General features: G+C 42.3%; 15 protein-coding genes. 4 read left to right on the forward strand and 11 right to left on the reverse strand.

What is annotated here, in order from left to right:
• The first annotated feature begins 85 nt into the window (after positions 1–85).
• Positions 86–373, forward strand: a complete 288-nt coding sequence (locus ACE1CA_RS28730; protein ID WP_413275822.1) for a DUF3493 domain-containing protein — start codon at positions 86–88, stop codon at positions 371–373.
• Between the two features lie 422 nt (positions 374–795).
• Here the strand turns inward: ACE1CA_RS28730 and ACE1CA_RS28735 are convergent, their stop codons facing one another.
• From ACE1CA_RS28735 to ACE1CA_RS28770, 8 genes are all read right to left on the reverse strand, one after another.
• Positions 796–2,505 carry a DUF1565 domain-containing protein gene (locus ACE1CA_RS28735; protein WP_413275823.1) on the reverse strand — a complete coding sequence of 570 codons (1,710 nt, stop codon included), beginning with the start codon at positions 2,503–2,505 and terminating at the stop codon, positions 796–798.
• Between the two features lie 214 nt (positions 2,506–2,719).
• Positions 2,720–2,917: a hypothetical protein gene (locus tag ACE1CA_RS28740; RefSeq protein WP_413275824.1), complete on the reverse strand. Its 198-nt coding sequence runs from the start codon at positions 2,915–2,917 to the stop codon at positions 2,720–2,722.
• A 76-nt stretch (positions 2,918–2,993) separates the two neighbouring features.
• Positions 2,994–3,605 carry a low-complexity tail membrane protein gene (locus ACE1CA_RS28745; protein WP_413275825.1) on the reverse strand — a complete coding sequence of 204 codons (612 nt, stop codon included), beginning with the start codon at positions 3,603–3,605 and terminating at the stop codon, positions 2,994–2,996.
• A gap of 134 nt (positions 3,606–3,739) precedes the next feature.
• Positions 3,740–6,883: a translation initiation factor IF-2 gene (gene infB / locus ACE1CA_RS28750; protein WP_413275826.1), complete on the reverse strand. Its 3,144-nt coding sequence runs from the start codon at positions 6,881–6,883 to the stop codon at positions 3,740–3,742.
• A gap of 451 nt (positions 6,884–7,334) precedes the next feature.
• Positions 7,335–7,676, reverse strand: a complete 342-nt coding sequence (locus ACE1CA_RS28755) for a YlxR family protein (RefSeq protein WP_413275827.1) — start codon at positions 7,674–7,676, stop codon at positions 7,335–7,337.
• Between the two features lie 2 nt (positions 7,677–7,678).
• Complete coding sequence (nusA, locus tag ACE1CA_RS28760; RefSeq protein WP_413275847.1) at positions 7,679–8,971, reverse strand: transcription termination factor NusA; 1,293 nt, start codon at positions 8,969–8,971, stop codon at positions 7,679–7,681.
• A gap of 178 nt (positions 8,972–9,149) precedes the next feature.
• Entirely contained in the window at positions 9,150–9,611 is a 462-nt protein-coding gene (gene rimP / locus ACE1CA_RS28765) for a ribosome maturation factor RimP (RefSeq protein WP_413275828.1), read from the reverse strand.
• Positions 9,612–9,914: 303 nt separating this feature from the next.
• The gene (locus ACE1CA_RS28770; protein WP_413275829.1) at positions 9,915–11,402 is read right to left on the reverse strand and encodes a hypothetical protein; all 1,488 of its coding nucleotides are present in this window, start codon (positions 11,400–11,402) and stop codon (positions 9,915–9,917) included.
• A gap of 313 nt (positions 11,403–11,715) precedes the next feature.
• Here ACE1CA_RS28770 and ACE1CA_RS28775 point away from each other — a divergent pair, with 313 nt between their 5' ends.
• A complete protein-coding gene (locus ACE1CA_RS28775) occupies positions 11,716–12,075 on the forward strand; it encodes a PipX family protein (RefSeq protein WP_413275830.1) in 360 nt (119 codons plus the stop codon).
• A gap of 173 nt (positions 12,076–12,248) precedes the next feature.
• Here ACE1CA_RS28775 and ACE1CA_RS28780 read toward each other — a convergent pair whose 3' ends face one another.
• Both ACE1CA_RS28780 and ACE1CA_RS28785 read right to left on the reverse strand, forming a co-directional pair.
• Positions 12,249–13,640 carry a malic enzyme-like NAD(P)-binding protein gene (locus ACE1CA_RS28780; RefSeq protein WP_413275848.1) on the reverse strand — a complete coding sequence of 464 codons (1,392 nt, stop codon included), beginning with the start codon at positions 13,638–13,640 and terminating at the stop codon, positions 12,249–12,251.
• Between the two features lie 255 nt (positions 13,641–13,895).
• Positions 13,896–14,036: a hypothetical protein gene (locus ACE1CA_RS28785; protein ID WP_413275831.1), complete on the reverse strand. Its 141-nt coding sequence runs from the start codon at positions 14,034–14,036 to the stop codon at positions 13,896–13,898.
• A gap of 198 nt (positions 14,037–14,234) precedes the next feature.
• Here ACE1CA_RS28785 and ACE1CA_RS28790 point away from each other — a divergent pair, with 198 nt between their 5' ends.
• Complete coding sequence (locus tag ACE1CA_RS28790) at positions 14,235–15,182, forward strand: SGNH/GDSL hydrolase family protein (RefSeq protein WP_413275832.1); 948 nt, start codon at positions 14,235–14,237, stop codon at positions 15,180–15,182.
• 99 nt (positions 15,183–15,281) lie between these two features.
• On the opposite strand, the gene ACE1CA_RS28795 is transcribed toward ACE1CA_RS28790, so the two are convergent.
• Positions 15,282–16,313, reverse strand: a complete 1,032-nt coding sequence (locus tag ACE1CA_RS28795) for a Gfo/Idh/MocA family oxidoreductase (protein WP_413275849.1) — start codon at positions 16,311–16,313, stop codon at positions 15,282–15,284.
• A gap of 246 nt (positions 16,314–16,559) precedes the next feature.
• Between ACE1CA_RS28795 and queC the strand changes: the two genes are divergently transcribed.
• Positions 16,560–17,237: a 7-cyano-7-deazaguanine synthase QueC gene (gene queC, locus ACE1CA_RS28800; RefSeq protein ID WP_413275833.1), complete on the forward strand. Its 678-nt coding sequence runs from the start codon at positions 16,560–16,562 to the stop codon at positions 17,235–17,237.
• Positions 17,238–17,485 lie beyond the last annotated feature (248 nt).

Below are 17,485 nucleotides of genomic sequence, written 5' to 3' on the forward strand. Positions count from 1 at the left end.
CCCAGTCTTTCCATCAAATTTAACTGAGCTTTTTGTATTATAGTTGTATTACCAAACTTTGGCGGCATTTTAAATCGAAAATCCCATGACTACTCCCAAACCCCCTACCCCCGAAAAATATGCTCGTCTCAAAGAAGAGATCAAAGCCCCTTATCGAGGTTTGAGACAGTTTATTTATATAGCTTTTGGCGCTTCTGGATTCATAGGGGCTGTAGTATTCTTGTCCCAATTAGCCGCAGGTCGAGAAGTTGACTCTGCCCTGCCTAATCTTGCCCTGCAACTGGGTATATTAACTTTAATGGTGTTGCTGTTCCGCTTAGAAGCACGAGCCGCCAGAAAATCCCAGGCGAAAAAACCTAAACGCGATTTGTAACCTAAATCAATGGGTTAATCATTAAAAAAATCTAAAGATTTGGAAATTTTGGGTTAAGGTAACGTATAAACAAAATAACGTTACAAAACGCAATAATTTAGAAAACTTAGTAAGAAATATAAAAAAAACATTAACAATTTTAGGATTTCGCCATAATCCTGTCACAATAAAGTTGTCTGAAACGGGGTCAGCTTATATAAAGACCCTGACTATAAAATGCCACCTGGACATTAATACCAGGCTTTTTAATGGGGTCAGCTTAGATAAAGACCCCGGAATAAAAAAACTGACAGCTTTTTAAAGTCAGATTAAAGAACCAACCCCAGAAGTTACTGTGGTTGGTTTTTTAATTTGAGTTTGATGTAACGAGTTGAGTAGTTCCTTTGCCAGAGGGGAACACTGAAGTGTTTACAACGAACTGATTATTGTCCTCCAGCTTTCGCTGGGGTGTTAGAGGAAACGGTGACTAGGTAAGGGGAAGTAATGGCTTCAGCACGTCCCGAATTTACCATTGCCTGATATACAAAAGCAGCAAGATCGGCCCTAGTGACAACTTTGTTAGGATTTAACTGACTTTGTTCTGGGTAATTTACTACCAGTTTTTGGTTAGTGGCAGCAGCGATCGCAGAAGCGGCATAACTGGGAATTTGAGCAGCATCTTTATAAAAAGCCAACACAGCAGTATTTCCATTAGGCAGTTTTAACCCAGTTGCTAAAGCTACTAAAGCTTGAACTCTGGTAATTTGTTGTAGAGGTCGGAAATTGCGCCCATCTCCAGATAAATAACCACCTCGGTAAGCAGCTTGAATTGCCGAGAAAGCCCAAAAATTACTTTGTACATCAGCGAAAGTCATGCTGGGGCGTTGTGGTGTGGGTGCAAAAGCTTTTTGAATAATGACGGCAAATTGAGCTCGGTTGACTGGTTCGCTGGGACGAAATGTGCCATCTTCATAACCAGTAATAATACCTTTAGCAACGAGGGCTTCAATGTAAGGTTTTGCCCAGTGTCCTTCAATATCTGCAAAAGCGGCATTAGTTCCACCAGTAGGCGGTTTTACCGTTGCGGCAACAAAATTTACTCGCCCAGAAATGCGACTACGGTTAATGTCATTGCCGATCGCCACAATGGTAACTGTAGAAGTAGCATTTTGCAGGTCTACAGTCGCATTATTACGAATGATATTATTGCCCGGTTCAGTATCCGTTCCCAAATCAGGTTGAGCATTAATCGTGACTACAATACCAGAACGAGCATTATTTTGGATTAAATTATTCCGCAACACTGGACGGGCAGAATCATTAATATAAACCCCATCAGTATTTTGCAGAATCCGATTTTCCGCAACTAATGGAGAAGACGTACCGCCAATAGCAATCCCAAAACCCGTACTTTGAAACTGATTACGCAGAATTTGCCCTTTAGCAGCACGCGCCACAGAAATTCCGTTAGCGTCATTGCGGGTAAACAGGTTATTTTCAATTTTGGGATTAGCTTCCCCAGTGACAAATATTCCTTCTCGCTTACTATCAGCAAAAGTACAATTAGCAATAGTCGGATTGCCCGATTCAACCCAGATACCTGTACCCCGTTTCAGAGGATTAGTTACAGTCACCCCGCGAATCTCAGCTGCACCTTCCGCTAAAATTGTGACATTTTGACCTGCAAAAGTCGGGCTAAGATATTTATTGCCACCAACGATTACAATACCTTGACCTCTAGTGGAATCATCACCCCGTAAAATCACGCCACTTTTTACAGTTAAAGGGAAAACTTCGCCTGTTTGCGCGGTGTAAGAACCGGGTGCTAATTGAATTACTGTTCCCGGTTGCGCTTGTTGGAGGGCGAAGGTAATCGTGCGATAGGGTGCAACTTGATTGCCAGCACCAGCACTATCATTGCCTGTTTGGGGGTTAACGTAAACAGTATTGGCAGTTGCAGGTGTAGCGGGGGAAGTTGTTTGTTGGGAGATTAACGGATTTGCCCCAGCGGGAAGTAAAATCAATCCACTAGAAGCAGAAAGCAAGAATGCTGCTAATCCGGCTTTTAGGGTTTTAGTAAGTGGGATGGATTTAGTAAAATTTCGGTTCAAAATAGTCACCTGATAGATATGAGAAGCCAAATGTTTGTTCATTTTCCAGCTTTTTGAGTGCTATGTTTTTATATTCTGGGACAGATGAAAGACATCTATAAAGTTTTTAGTTAGTTTGTTTACCACATTTAAAGCTATATATGCAAGAGTACTCAGTAGTAATTTGATAAGTATAATTTGGTTAAATGAAAAAACTGCTGCCTTTCGAGCAGCAGTGGAGAAATATTGAGAACCTAATAGGTGGAAAGCGATCGATTTAATAAGCTAATGTTTCTAAAGTTTCCCGAAGATAACGACGCACCCGATAATCAAGGCTGGTATTATCTCGATCGACTTGTTGCTCATATTGCCAACGCTCAAAACCGGAACAAGAAGCGATCGCTTCTTTCAAGTTATCCCAAATTTGAGCATCATTAATATCTTGAATGTTAGAAGATGTAGGTTGTTTAGCCATAATTCTCCAATATGAGGATCGCAAACTAAGTGGATGAAGTAGACTTCTTATCTTCTATTGTGGATGAATCCAAATTTTAACTTGGTGTTGTTGGCGACGATTTTATCGGTAAAATTGCCTCTACCTGAAAACCTGCGATCGTAAAATCGGCAGGAATCTTTTCTACTGGGTAAGGTTCTGTAGTCGCAAATGCTGATTCCTTAGTCAGTAACACGCCTAGAACGCTCAAAGGAATCTGAAAAAATAGATTAGATAACAAAAAAGCCACTCCAGCAATTAACAGACCAACAATGCGCCAGGATGATGCTAAAGGAGGAGTTTCCACTGCCAAAGGAGCTAAACTGTAAATTTTCCAGAGTACCAACAGCAAAAACAATGGTGTTGCGATCGCTCCTACCTTTTCTAAAGGGCGCTTGAATAAACTTAAAATCTTTCGTTGTTCAATAGTTAGGACTTCTGGCTTGAGAGCTAGTACCAAAATGCAGAAAATATTGAAGGGTTTTACCAACTGCATCCACAAAATTGGCACAATACCAATCAATGCAATTAAACTAAATTCCAACCAAGCTGGCAATAGGGGATTAGCGATCGCCAAAGATAGCAGCACTAATCCTAACCAAATTGGGAAAGCAGCTATGCCAGCTAAATGAATCCATAAGAAAGGCTCAGACCAGAAAGAAGGGATCATAAAGAGATGAGTTCGCTACGAGAGTTTTGAGTTTTAAGTTATGAGTTTTAAGTTATTAATTTAACTCAAAACTCATAACTCAAAACTCAAAACTAACGAACAAACTCAAAACTCTCTAAAAATTTACATTTAACCTAGTTTCCAATCAAAGTCCGGCGTTTTGTCACCATGCGATAAGCTTCGATCGCGTCACCTTCTTGCCAATCGTTGAACTTATCGATCCCGATACCGCACTCAAATCCAGCATTGACTTCTCTAGCATCTTCCTTCATCCGTTTTAAAGAATCCAAAGAGCCTTCAAAAATCACTTGGTTATTGCGGTGTATCCGCACTTTGCAGTTACGGATCACCTTGCCAGATTGAATATAACAACCAGCGACCGCACCTCGACCCACAGGGAAGACAGCGCGGACTTCCGCTTGACCAAGGGGTTCTTCCACCAATTCTGGTTCCAGCAAACCTTCCATCGCCCCTTGGATATCCTCCAAGAGTTTATAAATGATGTTGTACTCGCGGACATCAATACCTGCTTGGTCGGCGGCTTGGCGTGCGCCACTAGCCAGAGTAGTATTGAAACCAATAATTACAGCGTTACTAGCTGCGGCTAAGTCAACGTCTGTTTGGGTAACTTCCCCAGGTGCAGCTAACAGGATACGAATTTGCACCTGATTTTGCGGCAGTTGTTGTAAAGAACCGATAATCGCTTCTAGAGAACCTTGAACGTCTGCTTTCAAAATCAAATTCAGTTCTTTGAGTTCTCCTTCTTGAGCTTGCGCCGAGAGGGTGGTTAGAGTCACGCCTCGCATCAAGCGAGATTGTCTTTGTTGTTCGGCGCGTGCTTCGGCAATTAGTCTAGCTTTCTTCTCATCTTGGTAGACTTCAAACTCATCACCTGCTGCCGGAACATCACCCAAACCTAACACTTCTACGGCGAAGGAAGGTGTAGCAGCTTCGACCCGCTGACCGCGATCGTCAATCATCGCCCGGACTTTACCAAAAGCCGACCCAGCGACTAAAATATCGCCGACGTGCAGACTGCCATTTTGGACTAATAGAGTAGCCACTGGCCCTCTAGATTTATCCAAATTAGCTTCAATCACAGTTCCTTTCGCTGACCGATTCGGGTTAGCTAAGAGATTTTCGTCTACTTCAGCCACCAGTAAAATCATTTCCAGAAGCGTATCTAAATTTTCTTTCTGGATAGCGCTCACTGGCACCATGATTGTTTCGCCGCCCCATTCTTCTGGTACTAGACTAAATTCGGTTAATTCTTGTTTAACGCGATCGGGCTGAGCTTCTGGTTTATCAATCTTGTTAATTGCCACTACGATCGGCACTTCCGCAGCTTTAGCGTGACTAATTGCTTCCACTGTCTGTGGTTGTACCCCATCATCAGCCGCCACCACTAACACCGCAATATCTGTCACTCTAGCGCCCCTTGCCCGCATTGCAGTAAAGGCTTCGTGACCCGGAGTATCCAAAAATACCACCTGTTGCGTTTTGCCGTTGTGCTGAACGTCTACGTGGTAAGCACCAATATGCTGAGTAATTCCACCTGCTTCTCCCTGAGCCACTTTGCTAGCTCGGATTGCATCCAACAAACTGGTTTTACCGTGGTCTACGTGACCCATAATCGTCACTACTGGAGGACGACGCTCCAAGTATTCTAGGTCTTCAGCATCAATCATTTCGCTACCTTTAGTAGCTTCCGATCGCTTAGCCGCAGTTTCTACTTCCACACCCAGTTCGTTTGCCACCATAGTGATAGTAGCCATATCTAGGTTCTGGGTTACGCTAACGGGAATTCCCTTTATAAATAACCGTTTGATAATTTCCGTTTCAGCTATCGATAAAGCAGCGGCTAGTTCCTGTACGGTCATATTGCCCGTTAATACTAGCTTTTCTGGGCGTTCTGGGGCTACTTCTTCACGATTGCGTCTGTTGTTCGCTGCCCTGCTAGCACTGCCGACATCTCGTGAAGGTTTAGTTCTAGCTGTTGGTATAGCGATAGCTACAGGTTGGGCTGGTTTAGTTGCTTTTGGCTTAGGTGGACGAGCTACAGACAAACTAACTTGAATTGCTGGAGCTAAAGCATCGAGTTCTGGATCGTCAAAATCAATTTCATCTTCATCAAGAATTTGCTTGCTGCGTTTACCCTTACTAGCCAGCTTTGCAGCCTTTTGTGGTTGCTCTTCTTCCTCTTCTTCCCATTTCTTTTTCTTGGGCGCTGTCCTTGGCGCGATCGCCGTCGGTCGCTTCAGTTCTTTATCTACCTTACTGCGTGGTTTGCCACCCTCTAACTCTTCATCTATGATTACTGGTTCTGCATCTTCTTCAGCGACAGTTCTACCAGGAGACTTCAAGGCTGCTGGTGCGCTTGGTCTGACTGGTGGTTTAGGGCGTTGCAGTTCTGGTACTGCTGGTACTGGTGCGACAACTGCGGCTGGTCGATTAGGTTTCTCACCTGTAGGGGCGGCTCTTTCCGGTCTTTCTTGCCGCTCTTGCCGCTCCTGCCGATCCTTTGGTTGTCCTACTGGTTTGAGTTTTTTCCGGGGTTGCTCGCTCTTGGGTTGGTCTGCCTGTGTCCGATCGTCTGTCTGTGCTGGTTGCGGTTGCTGCGGTTGAGGTCGTGGGGTTGGCAGCGGTACGTTAGCACTACTGGGCGCACTTGGTCTTGAGGGTGGTTCAACCAGCTTGGGTTTTGGTGCTACCGGAGGAGTAACGGGTGGATTGTGTAATTTTGGTTTACTATCCGGTTTATTATCCGATGTTTCGCTCTCTCGATCGTCTTGTTTAGCGATCGGCTCCGGTTGGGGATTAGGACGCACTGGTTTATTTGGCGTTGTCGGCTTTACGGATAACTGCGTTGGCTGATTGTTTACTGGCGCTTTCGGGGGAATCGCAACTGTTGCCCCCTGTGGCTTACCTGGGTTGTTGTTGGAGGTCTCCTGATGCTGGCGAATTCCTAAAATCTGTTGTTTTTTCGGAGCATTGGGTTTAGTTCCCGACCCGGGCGCATTAGCGCTACCTTGTGAGTTATGGTTATTTCTAGAACCTGATGTTGAGACGCGATTCATTACCTCTTTAGTTGGTGAAGAATGCTGAGCGGTGTATTTTTCCGCAGCTAAGGAGCGAATGCGTTCTGCATCCGCGTCTGGAATGGTGCTGCTATGGCTTTTTACCGGAATTCGCAGCTGGTCGCAAATAGCAAGGATATCCTTATTTTCCAAATTCAATTCCCGTGATAACTCGTAAATTCTGACTTTGCCGTTGTTCATCCACGCTTTCCCCTTGAATCCTACCAGTGGTCAATCTCTGGGAGCCACTGTTTTCGATAGTTGTTTACATCATTGGAACGCTGCCTCCTTTGGCGGTGTTCAAATAGTGTTGGTGTTGCCAGGAAAAATTCCTTGGCTTTTTACTTGACTTTGACTTCTGAAATCAGATAGTAAATCAGAGCCAACTTCTAAAGTAGTGGTTTTTGTTCGCGTCAGTCAAATAGTCGGATTGCTCCAAGGCGATTTGCCAACGCTTCACACCTACTCTTCTAATGTTGCACCAAATTTTTCTTAACTGCGATCGTTATTGTTGATTATTTAACTCCATTTGTGAATTAATTATCACCCTTACTATTCTGGCATCCAATAGCATGGCATGAAGCAACTGATTTTCTCAGCATTCTGCTCCCAGAAACTTTTGATTTAAGGAAAGAGTTTAAGGAGTTATGAGTTAAGGAATTTTCCCTTGTCCCCTTGTTTGGTTATCCTCTTGTCCTCCCTGCTCCTCTGCCTCTGTGACCCTGCTAGAATTCTCTGGTACAGGTTGATGGGATAAACGTTGCCATAAGGCTTGATATAGCTCTGGGGGTACGGTTGCTTTCAATGTCTTGCCCAAGCGATTTTTTTTCTGTGCTATTTCCAGACAACTGGCTTGTTGACAAAGATAGGCCGATCGCCCCATGCCCTCATCTAATTGTACCTGTCGGGATGGATAGACTCTCACAATCCGCCAAAAATTTGACTTTAAATCTACCTTCCGACAACTGATACAACGTCTATAGTTAGGTTTCACACTTATTCTTCATCTTCTGGCACAGATGTAACTTCATCGTAATCTGTTTCGTCTTTATCATCATCCAAGCTGTAGAGTCTGATACTATCTTCTGTCTGGGCATCAACACTAGCTGCTTGTCCTTTGGCTATTGCCTCGGCAATTTTTTCGTCTTCAGCCGCTGCATCGTACTTAGCAACATCTTTAATATCGATTTTCCAACCAGTTAACCGGGCTGCTAGACGAACGTTCTGCCCTTCTTTGCCAATAGCTAAACTTAGTTGATCTTCACTCACCAGAATGTGAGCTTGCCGACCTTCTGGGTTAACTAACCGCACTTCTTCCACTCTTGCTGGACTCAGAGAATTTTGAATGTAGGTAGCCGGGTCGGGCGACCAGCGAATTACATCGATTTTCTCTCCCCGCAATTCATTGACTACCACTTGAATCCGCGAACCTCTAGCGCCAATACAAGCACCTACTGGGTCTACATCTCTTTCTAACGTATCTACGGCTATTTTAGTCCGAGGGCCAAGGGAACGTGAGGGCGGGTTAGCCTCCCTTGCTACGGCAACTATCCGTACCACTTCGTCTTCAATTTCTGGGACTTCGTTGGCAAATAGGTAAACCACCAATCCCGCAGATGCTCTGGATACTAGTAATTGTGGGCCTCTTTGCGGGCCTTCCCGAACTTTTTTCAGGAATACTTTAAAGGTGGCGTTGGCGCGATAGTTGTCGTTGGGAAGTTGTTCTCTTTTAGGTAGTTCAGCTTCGACTTCTGGTTGACCAAAATTACTGCTGACAGCCAGGATTACTGATTGCCGTTCAAACCGCAACACTCTGGCTTGTAAGACTGTTCCTTCTAAGTCTTGGAACTCTTCTTGAATTAACTGGCGTTGCTTATCTCGCAGTTTTTGGGAAAAGACTTGTTTGGTTTGCATCGCTGCCATCCGCCCAAATTCGCCTTGATCTGGTGTGATATCTAATACCACTGTATCGCTGAGTTGGGCTTCTTCGACGACTTCTTTAACTTCATCGAGGGCGATTTCGTGGTCGGGGTTGGTGACTTTTTCGACGATGCTTTTAGTGGCGAGGACGCGAAAGCCTTCTTCTTCTACGTCTAGTTCCACTTCTAAGTTGTCGAAGTAGTTGTCGTCAAACTGCCGTCGATCCATGTTTTGCGTGCGTCGAAAACGTTCGTATCCTTTAAGAAGTGCTTCGCGCAGTGCATCTTTAACGGAGTGTTTGGGTAAGTTACGTTCTTGACTAATGCTATCTATTAAGTTTTTTAGTCCTGGTAATTTAACGATTGTCACAAGTAAAGTGCCTCCTATTTTGTTTTTTGCTCGGTGATAGTCTGGTGGATAAATTTTAGATTGGCGATCGTTACTACGTACAGGCTGCACGTCTGCTTGCGATCGATTCCTTAACTCTGATTTGCCGCTGTCCGAATAAGTTGAGAAATCGAAAATCTGCAATCTAAAGCAAAAATTGCTACTCTTTTTCTTCCAGTTGCACCCTAGTAATTAAGGTACGGGGAATTGCGATCTTCCGTCCTTTTTGGTTCAAGTAAACTGATGTTTCATCTCTTTCAATCAGTTTCCCTCGCCACTCACTTTTGCCCTCATAAGGTTCAGATGTATTGACGAGTACTGTAAATCCTTTAAAAGAAATAAACTCTCTATCGCTGGATAGATGCCGAGAAATTCCCGGACTAGAGATTTCCAGTACATAAGCATCTGGTATTACGTCTGAAGCATCTAAGCTGGTTTCTAAAGCCCGACTCATCCGTTCGCAGTCATCTAAACTAGTGTCCTGCACGGGATTCCGAATGTCCACTCGCAATACGGGAGGGCTTTGATTGGTATGAAATACTACGCCCACAACTTCTAAGCGTAAGGCTTCGGCAATGGGGTTAGCTATTTCGATAATTTGTGGTACTAAGGGATGAGTCATCCGTCAACTCCAATAAAAAAAGTGGGATAAATACCCACTTCCCATGAAAGAATTTTTCCTTCTACAAAATCCCAAGTTGATTTCCGGGGATCAGGGGAACCGATTACTTAAGACTTTCCTGCTCTCTAGATTGAGAGAAGTTCCAGTATTACCAAGCTATCTCTGCGTTCTAAAGTTGTTTTCAGAAGGTTTCTTGGTTTTACTTGTACCGCTTCACAGTCTTGATTGTATTCTAACTTACGGATTACTTAAAGTCTTGTTTAATTTAGTTTAAGCTGGCTCTTGTTTTCTAATTCATTGGGTTTACATTCGTTGGTAAGGAATAATTTCTACAGCTTTCGGTTCAGCTTTTTGGCGTAGATGTCTAGTTTGCTCAATAATTTGTTCTATATCTCCGTGAGATAGGCGTTGGACGTAGTTAATTTTGATTTCTTCGAGCATATCTATCAGTAAGCTCTGAATTCTTTCTATGGTATGTTGATTTTTGACTTCTTGGGCGATCGCTTCCCCTAAATGATTTACCAAATTTCCTGATAGTTTAGCACCGATGGGATCTTCGATCGCAGATGTCAAACCTTGATAGATAGCTTGAAAAATTTCTGTCACCAATTTTTCTGTTAATTGTTTTGGTATATCGGCTAATCCGGGAATAGCTTTAAAACTGCGGTAAGCGGGTAAATTTTGCAGCACGTTTTCTATATTATGCTGAAGCAGTAATTCAATATCTGGCTGTACTTTCGGCAAAATTCGGTAAATTGCTAATTTGGTAACTATGTTACCAATCTCCGCTATTTCATCAATATTATTGAGGTCGATATAAGGTCGATTTTGGGCGTGAGATAAAAAATCTCTTAAATCTCCTTGGCGAATGGAATCTTGGATTTGATCGATTACTCCTATTACTACTACTTCGATAATTTCTTCAGCGAAGTTAGCAATAAAAATTTGGTTTAATTGCCTTTGTAATCTATCCAAACGTCTGATTTGACATTCTTTGAGTCTCATATATACTGAAATAACTCTTAACCAACGCCAAAACGGTAAGAGTAAGAAAATGTCATACCAGCGCCATAAAATTGCTTCTTGCCAACTCACACCTTTATGAGTACGACTAATATAAACTACTCTCCCAATTAATTCAATACTAAAAATTAAGAAAAATATCCAGTCTATGCGTTCAAAGAAAAAATCAACTGGTTGACCGTTTTCGCCTACTGGACGGAAATAGTTAGTTTCTATTAAAGGTTGAATTTCTCTTTGGAAATAAGCTAATTCCGTTTCCCAACCTCTTTGAGACAAAAAGTTATAACTCCAAAATTCTCGAAAAGATGCTTTAGCAGAATCATTAGCGAGATGCCGTCGCATTCGATTTTTAATCTTTTCTAATGTACCAGTTTTGTTAGCAACTGCAAAAGGATTGGTGTCGATCATTTCTACACTTTGCGATCGCAATTCTGCTAACAATTTTTCTACTTGTGGTGATTGCAATCCCGTTTCTGATATCTGTTGTTTTAGTTGATTTACTGTTTTTAGATAACTTACTGTGTCTCTATATGGTTCAATACCTTTAATTGGATCGTACCATTTGGTAATCGGAGGTAAAGGAACGTTAATTATTACATTACCTACTTTGATATCACCCTGTAGCCAGAAGTTGCGCCAAGGTACGTATGTAAGATCGAATATAACCAAGGTTAAGTTTACTAGAGCGATCGTAGCCATCACTCTTTCAAACACTAATTTTCCACTTACTCGTTTCTTTTTAATCGTTAATTTTTGTAATTGTGTCATCACTAATACTCCAGAGAAAAAGGAAAGGGAAAAGGGTTAAACTTTATTGTTCCAAATTTAGAAAAATATAATTTCTATCTATGAGCTTATCTATAAAATGTTACTTTAGCTACCTAAGATTAAATTTCTGTCCAAGATGAGTAAATACTATTGAATTTATGAAGTTATTTTATGAAGGGTTACTAAGAATTACAGGTTAGTTCCACAAAATTAATATCTCTCCATTGCCACAAAGTCTAGTGAGTGGGAAAATAAATTAACTAGCTGCGAAGCTAACATCTATCATTAGTAATAATTAGAAAGGTGATTCCCTTTGACTATATTCCACAAAAATAAGTTTAACGCTCTGCTTGATGAGATTAGTCCGCCGAGAGCAAATGTCAATGAAACGACAGAACATTACTTAAATCACCCTACTTTTGGCTTGCTTTATGGGGTGTGTTCGTTGCAAAATAATCAGGAATTGTTCGCTACTATTTATGCAATGCGATTGTTTTTTGTCATCACTACTAATGGTGTTGATATTCAAGTGGAGCCTGTTGGACGTGCTGATGCAAGGATACTGGTAGAAAATTATTTACGTTACTTGCGCGGTCTTGGCAAATCACAGGAGTTTGAGAAAGTTCTCGGTAAGTACCAGCAAATTTTTCAGGTAAAAACTATAACTTCGTAAGTTGTAATATCTGATTTTTTATGAGACCGATCGCAAGAAGAAGCTAAATCTAGATATTGCCTAAAACTACTGAATAAAAAATTAGATACACAACCCTAACTTATCTACAATTCGCTACATTTAAGCCGAGAATCCCCTTTTTTCTAAAAAGGGGAGTGTGTTAATCTTCACAATTAACAGCGGGCGACACCTTCTAAGCGTGCTGCTTGTTGGACTGCACTAGCAACTGCGGTGGCAACTCGTTTGTCAAACACGGAAGGGATAACTTGTTCGGCGCTGAGTTCGTTGGGATTGACTAGGGAAGCAATGGCATAAGCTGCTTCTAAATACATAGTCGTGGTGATGGTGGTGGCGCGACAGTCTAGGGTTCCGCGAAATACGCCAGGAAAGGCTAGAACGTTGTTAATTTGGTTGGGGTAGTCGCTGCGACCTGTGGCGATAACGGCGACATCGGAGGCGATATATTCTGGTTGGATTTCGGGAATGGGGTTTGCCATTGCAAAAACTATGGGGTCTTTTGCCATTGATTTGACCATTTCCGGGGTGAGAACGCCAGGGACGCTAACGCCAAGGAATATGTCTGCGCCTTGGAGGGCTCCGGCGAGGGAACCTTGAGCTTTGACGGCAAATTCACGTTTTTCTTCGTTGAGGTCGGTGCGACTGTGGGAGAGGATGCCTTTGGAGTCACACATCCAGATGGTTTCTGCGCCTGCTTTTTTGAGTAAGCGGGCGATGGCGATACCTGCTGCACCTGCACCGTTAATGACGATGCGTACTTCGGATAGGGTTTTTTTGACTAGTTTTAGGGCGTTGGTTAATGCTGCTAAACTGACGATCGCAGTTCCATGCTGGTCATCGTGAAACACTGGAATATCTAATTCTTGTCGCAGTCGTCGTTCAATTTCAAAACAACGGGGTGCGGCTATGTCTTCTAGGTTAATGCCACCGAAGACTGGGGCAATATTTTTCACAGTTTTTACAATTTCGTCGGGGTCTTGGGTGGCAAGGCAAATGGGAAAGGCATCAATGCCAGCAAATTCTTTGAATAGCATCGCTTTGCCTTCCATGACTGGTAATGCACCAGCAGGGCCTAAGTTGCCTAATCCTAAAACGGCGCTACCATCGGTAACGATCGCCACTGTATTCTGTTTGATGGTAAAACTGTAAACTTTTTCTGGGTCTTCGGCGATCGCAGTGCAAATTCTACCCACACCAGGAGTATAAGCCATTGCTAAATCAGATTGGCTTTTGAGGGAAATTTTGCTGTTAACGCTGAGTTTTCCGCCGCGATGTAAGTTGAAAGTGCGATCGTAGACTTCGATAATTTTGATATCGGGGACTGCTTTTACTGCTTGGATAATTTCCTCATCTTGTTCCAAGCTGGCAGCATCAACGGTAATTTCCCGAATCGAAACGTAACGTGATTGCTCGATTAAATCAATTTGTCCTAGATTACCACCAACAGAAGCGATCGCCTGAGTCACGCTGGCTAACATTCCGGCGCGATTAGGCAGTTCAATGCGAATAGCCAAACTATAACTAGGGTTTGGTGTAAGTTGTACCATCTTTTCTTCTTGCCTCAGTTCCATGTTGCTTACTGGTAGTTTGCCCAGAATCTAATATTTTCTGTTACAACGTCACTCAGATTAGAGGAAGAAAAGCGGTTTTATTGTACTAACTCACACCAATTTAATAGTTAGGGCAAGGGGACAAGGGGACTGGGAGAGTTTTGAGTTTTGAGTTTTAAGTTTTTAGTTGGAGGAGTTTCAAGTTAGATACTTTTCTTGCACCCCTGCACCCCTGCACCTGGAGCCTTTCTTCTAGCCTACGGCGTAAGCGGAATTGATTGCCCAAATTATTAAGCCAGCAATTGTACCTAGAACTAGGATTGCTGAAATGGTAACAGCTTTGGGGGTGTCGGCTCCGTCGAATTTCATGATGCCACGATTTAAGTCTGTCATAGCGCTATATATTCCTCCGGTAGAGTGCTGCAAAGTTTTACAAAATAAAGATTTTAAATATTAAATTAACTAGCTGTTGCTATGTTCGTCTATTACCTTATGGTACAAAAACTCAAAAATTAAGCATATCTTTAGAAAGTTTTTTCGCTTTTTAGTCTGAAGATTACAGATGAGTATAAATTCGGGGAGAGAAGAGTTGTGAATATATTGCTGATAGTTTTGGCAACGGTTTTTGTGGTGTTGTTATTTTTAGAGATGGGATTACGATCGCGCTTTGGCTTTGGTAATCCCTTAATTTATGTTACAGATGCAGAGATTGGTTATTTACTAGCACCAAATCAGCAAACGCGAAGGTTTGGCAATCGCATAGAGATTAATGAATATTCGATGCGAGGTGGGATAATTTCGCCCACTCGTGCGGAGTCAACTTTGCGGGTGTTGTTGTTGGGAGATTCGATCGCTAATGGTGGTTGGTGGACCGATCAAGCTGATATTTTATCGGTAATGATGGCAAGTAGTTTAAAAGCAACTTTTGCCCAAAATGGGTTTAGGGAAGTGGAAGTTTTAAATGCTTCGGCAAATTCTTGGGGGCCAAGAAATGAGTTAGCTTATTTAAAAAAGTTTGGTACTTTTGAGGCGCAAGTGTTGGTGTTGTTAATTAATACTGATGATTTGTTTGCTACTGCGCCTTCTAGTATACAGGTGGGACGCGATCGCAATTATCCAGCTAACAAACCTTTGTTGGCATTACAAGAAGTTGTGACTCGCTATCTTTTGCCAGCACCAAATATACCGGAATTACAAAAATTAAATCAGGAACCAGGCGATCGAGTTGGGTTTAATTTAGCAGCAATTGGGGAAATTCAGGCGATCGCAAAATTCAGCAATAGCAAATTTTTGCTGGCAATGACACCATTATTGCGAGAAGTTGGCGACCCTGGCCCCCGCGACTACGAGATTAAAGAACGCCAACGACTTCAAGAATTCACTGCCAACAAACAAATTTTATACTTGGATTTTTTGCCAGTGTTTAACTGTGCCGAGTCAAAAGAAAGTTTATATAGGGATCATATTCACCTCAGTTATCAGGGTAATTTCCAAGTTAGCCAAGCAATTACTCAGTTAATTATGAGTTTTGATTTCTAAGTTTTGAGTTAATAACTTAACAACTGAAAACTCAAAATTTATAACTGAAAACTCATAATTCATAACTCAAAACTCGCGAAGCGAAAAACTTGGCTGAATTTAAACCTGTAAAGGTGATTGATTAACGTGCTCTATCTCTGTCTGATGCCAAACTTGACCATCTAGCGCCATTTGTTCGATCGAGCTTGCTAAACGCAGCGCTTTCAGAGCTTGTTCGCCGCCTACAGAAGGTTGATTGCCACCACGCACGCAATTGACAAAATGCTCCAATTCTGCATGAAGTGGTTCAATATTACTGGTGTAAACTTTCTCAATTAGACCATCTTGCCGATAGAGTACTTGACCGTAATCAGTCATGTAATTGGCGGTAGTTTGGCGATGAATCAGAATTTCGTTATTGAGAAAGTCAGCTTCAGTTAGAGAATTTTTACAATGGGCGGCAATCCGGCGGATTTTCCGGTGAGTGACTTTGCTAGCAGTCAGATTCGCCACGATTCCGTTGCTAAAACCCAAAGTAGCGGTCACATAATCCAAATAGCCAGAATTGGAGGCGCGACTACCACTAGCAGTTAATTTCACCACTGGCGCGGCTGCTAATTCCAACAACAGGTCTATGTCATGGATCATTAAATCCAAAACTACAGAGACATCGTTAGCTCGATCGGAGTAAGGGCTCATGCGATGTGCCTCTAGCGCCAGCAATTCTTCGGTTTTCAGCACTTTGCTGAGTTCTTGGAATGCTGGATTAAAGCGTTCGATGTGTCCGACTTGGAGAATGCGCCCGGATTCAGCGGCAGCATTAACAAGAGTTTCAGCCTCGCTGATGCTGGCTGCGATCGGTTTTTCAATCAAAACGTGAATCCCTGATTGCAGACAGGTCATTCCTACTGCATGATGCAAGCGAGTTGGTACAGCAATGCAAACCGCCTCTACATGAGGCAGCAGGTCACGATAATCTTCAAAGAAGCGCACCCGATACTTACTAGCAGTATCTAAACCGCGTTCTACGTTAATATCTGCGACACCGACTAGTTCTACATCTTTGAGTAGGCTTAAAACACGGGTATGATGTTGCCCCATGTTACCTACACCGATGACCCCAATTCGCAACGGTTCTATATTTCGTTGCATATAAGCATTTGAAAATCTTACGGAGATGCTTTCTTGCACTCTGGTATGCTCCTACACCACGTTTGGTCTTTTTACTTATAGCCGTCAAAAACCATCCAGATGGTAACATAGTGGCTCCATTGATTAAGAATTTATAAGCAGACTCAAAGTTCCTACAGAGGTTATCTTGACCAAAAATGCTTTTTATGCTTTTTGGCGAAAACCATTGAGTATTAAAGCTAGAAGAAGTATTAGAGGAAAAAAGCGATGAAAGCAGTGATTTTGTTATCTGGGGGTTTAGATTCGTCAACTGTACTGTACCAAGCTCGACAAGATGGGTTAGATTGTTACGCACTTTCGTTTGATTATCAGCAGCGCCACCGTCGAGAATTGTCAGCAGCGCGAGATATTGCGCGTTTTGCTGGGGTGCGGGAACACCAGATTGTGAGTTTTGATTTACGCTTGTGGGGGGGTTCGGCGCTGACGGATAATCAAATTGATTTGCCCAGCGAGCGATCGCTCTCCGAGATGGGAGCAAGTATTCCAATTACTTATGTTCCAGCGAGAAATACGATTTTTTTAAGTTTTGCGTTGGGATATGCAGAAGCGATCGACGCATCACGGGTTTACATTGGGGTCAATGCCTTGGATTATTCTGGTTATCCAGATTGTCGTCCTGATTATATCCAAGCGATGCAGGAAGTTTTTCGTTTGGGAACTAAGCAAGGTCTTCAGGGTGAACCAATTAAAATTGTTGCGCCTTTAATTGATTTAAGAAAGACAGAAATTATTCAATTAGGTAATAGTTTAGGTGTGCCTTGGGAAAAAACTTGGTCTTGTTATGCTGGTGGGGAAAAAGCTTGCGGTGTTTGTGATTCTTGTCGCTTACGTTTGGCGGCTTTTGAGGAATTGGGTTTAAAAGATCCTGTGGATTATGCTGAATAATAAAGTATTTAGGTATTAGTAGAAATTTTACTTAAGTGGAAGTAAAGTATTGCCAATTTTAAGTCAAACTACTTAAATAATCATAATTTCCAAAAAATCCAAGTTTTTTCAGGAGTAATACTGATATTTTTCGATGTCATTTCGGCAGTTTCACTATTTTTAAATTCAATTAAAATTTAGTAGTAAATTTTCAAAATTTCCGCAATTGCACAGAAGCTAATTTAATAGTTATTCTTTAAACTTTATAG

It is taken from the genome of Floridaenema evergladense BLCC-F167 (genome assembly GCF_041929205.2).
GTDB classification, from domain to species: Bacteria; Cyanobacteriota; Cyanobacteriia; order Cyanobacteriales; family Aerosakkonemataceae; genus Floridanema; species Floridanema evergladense.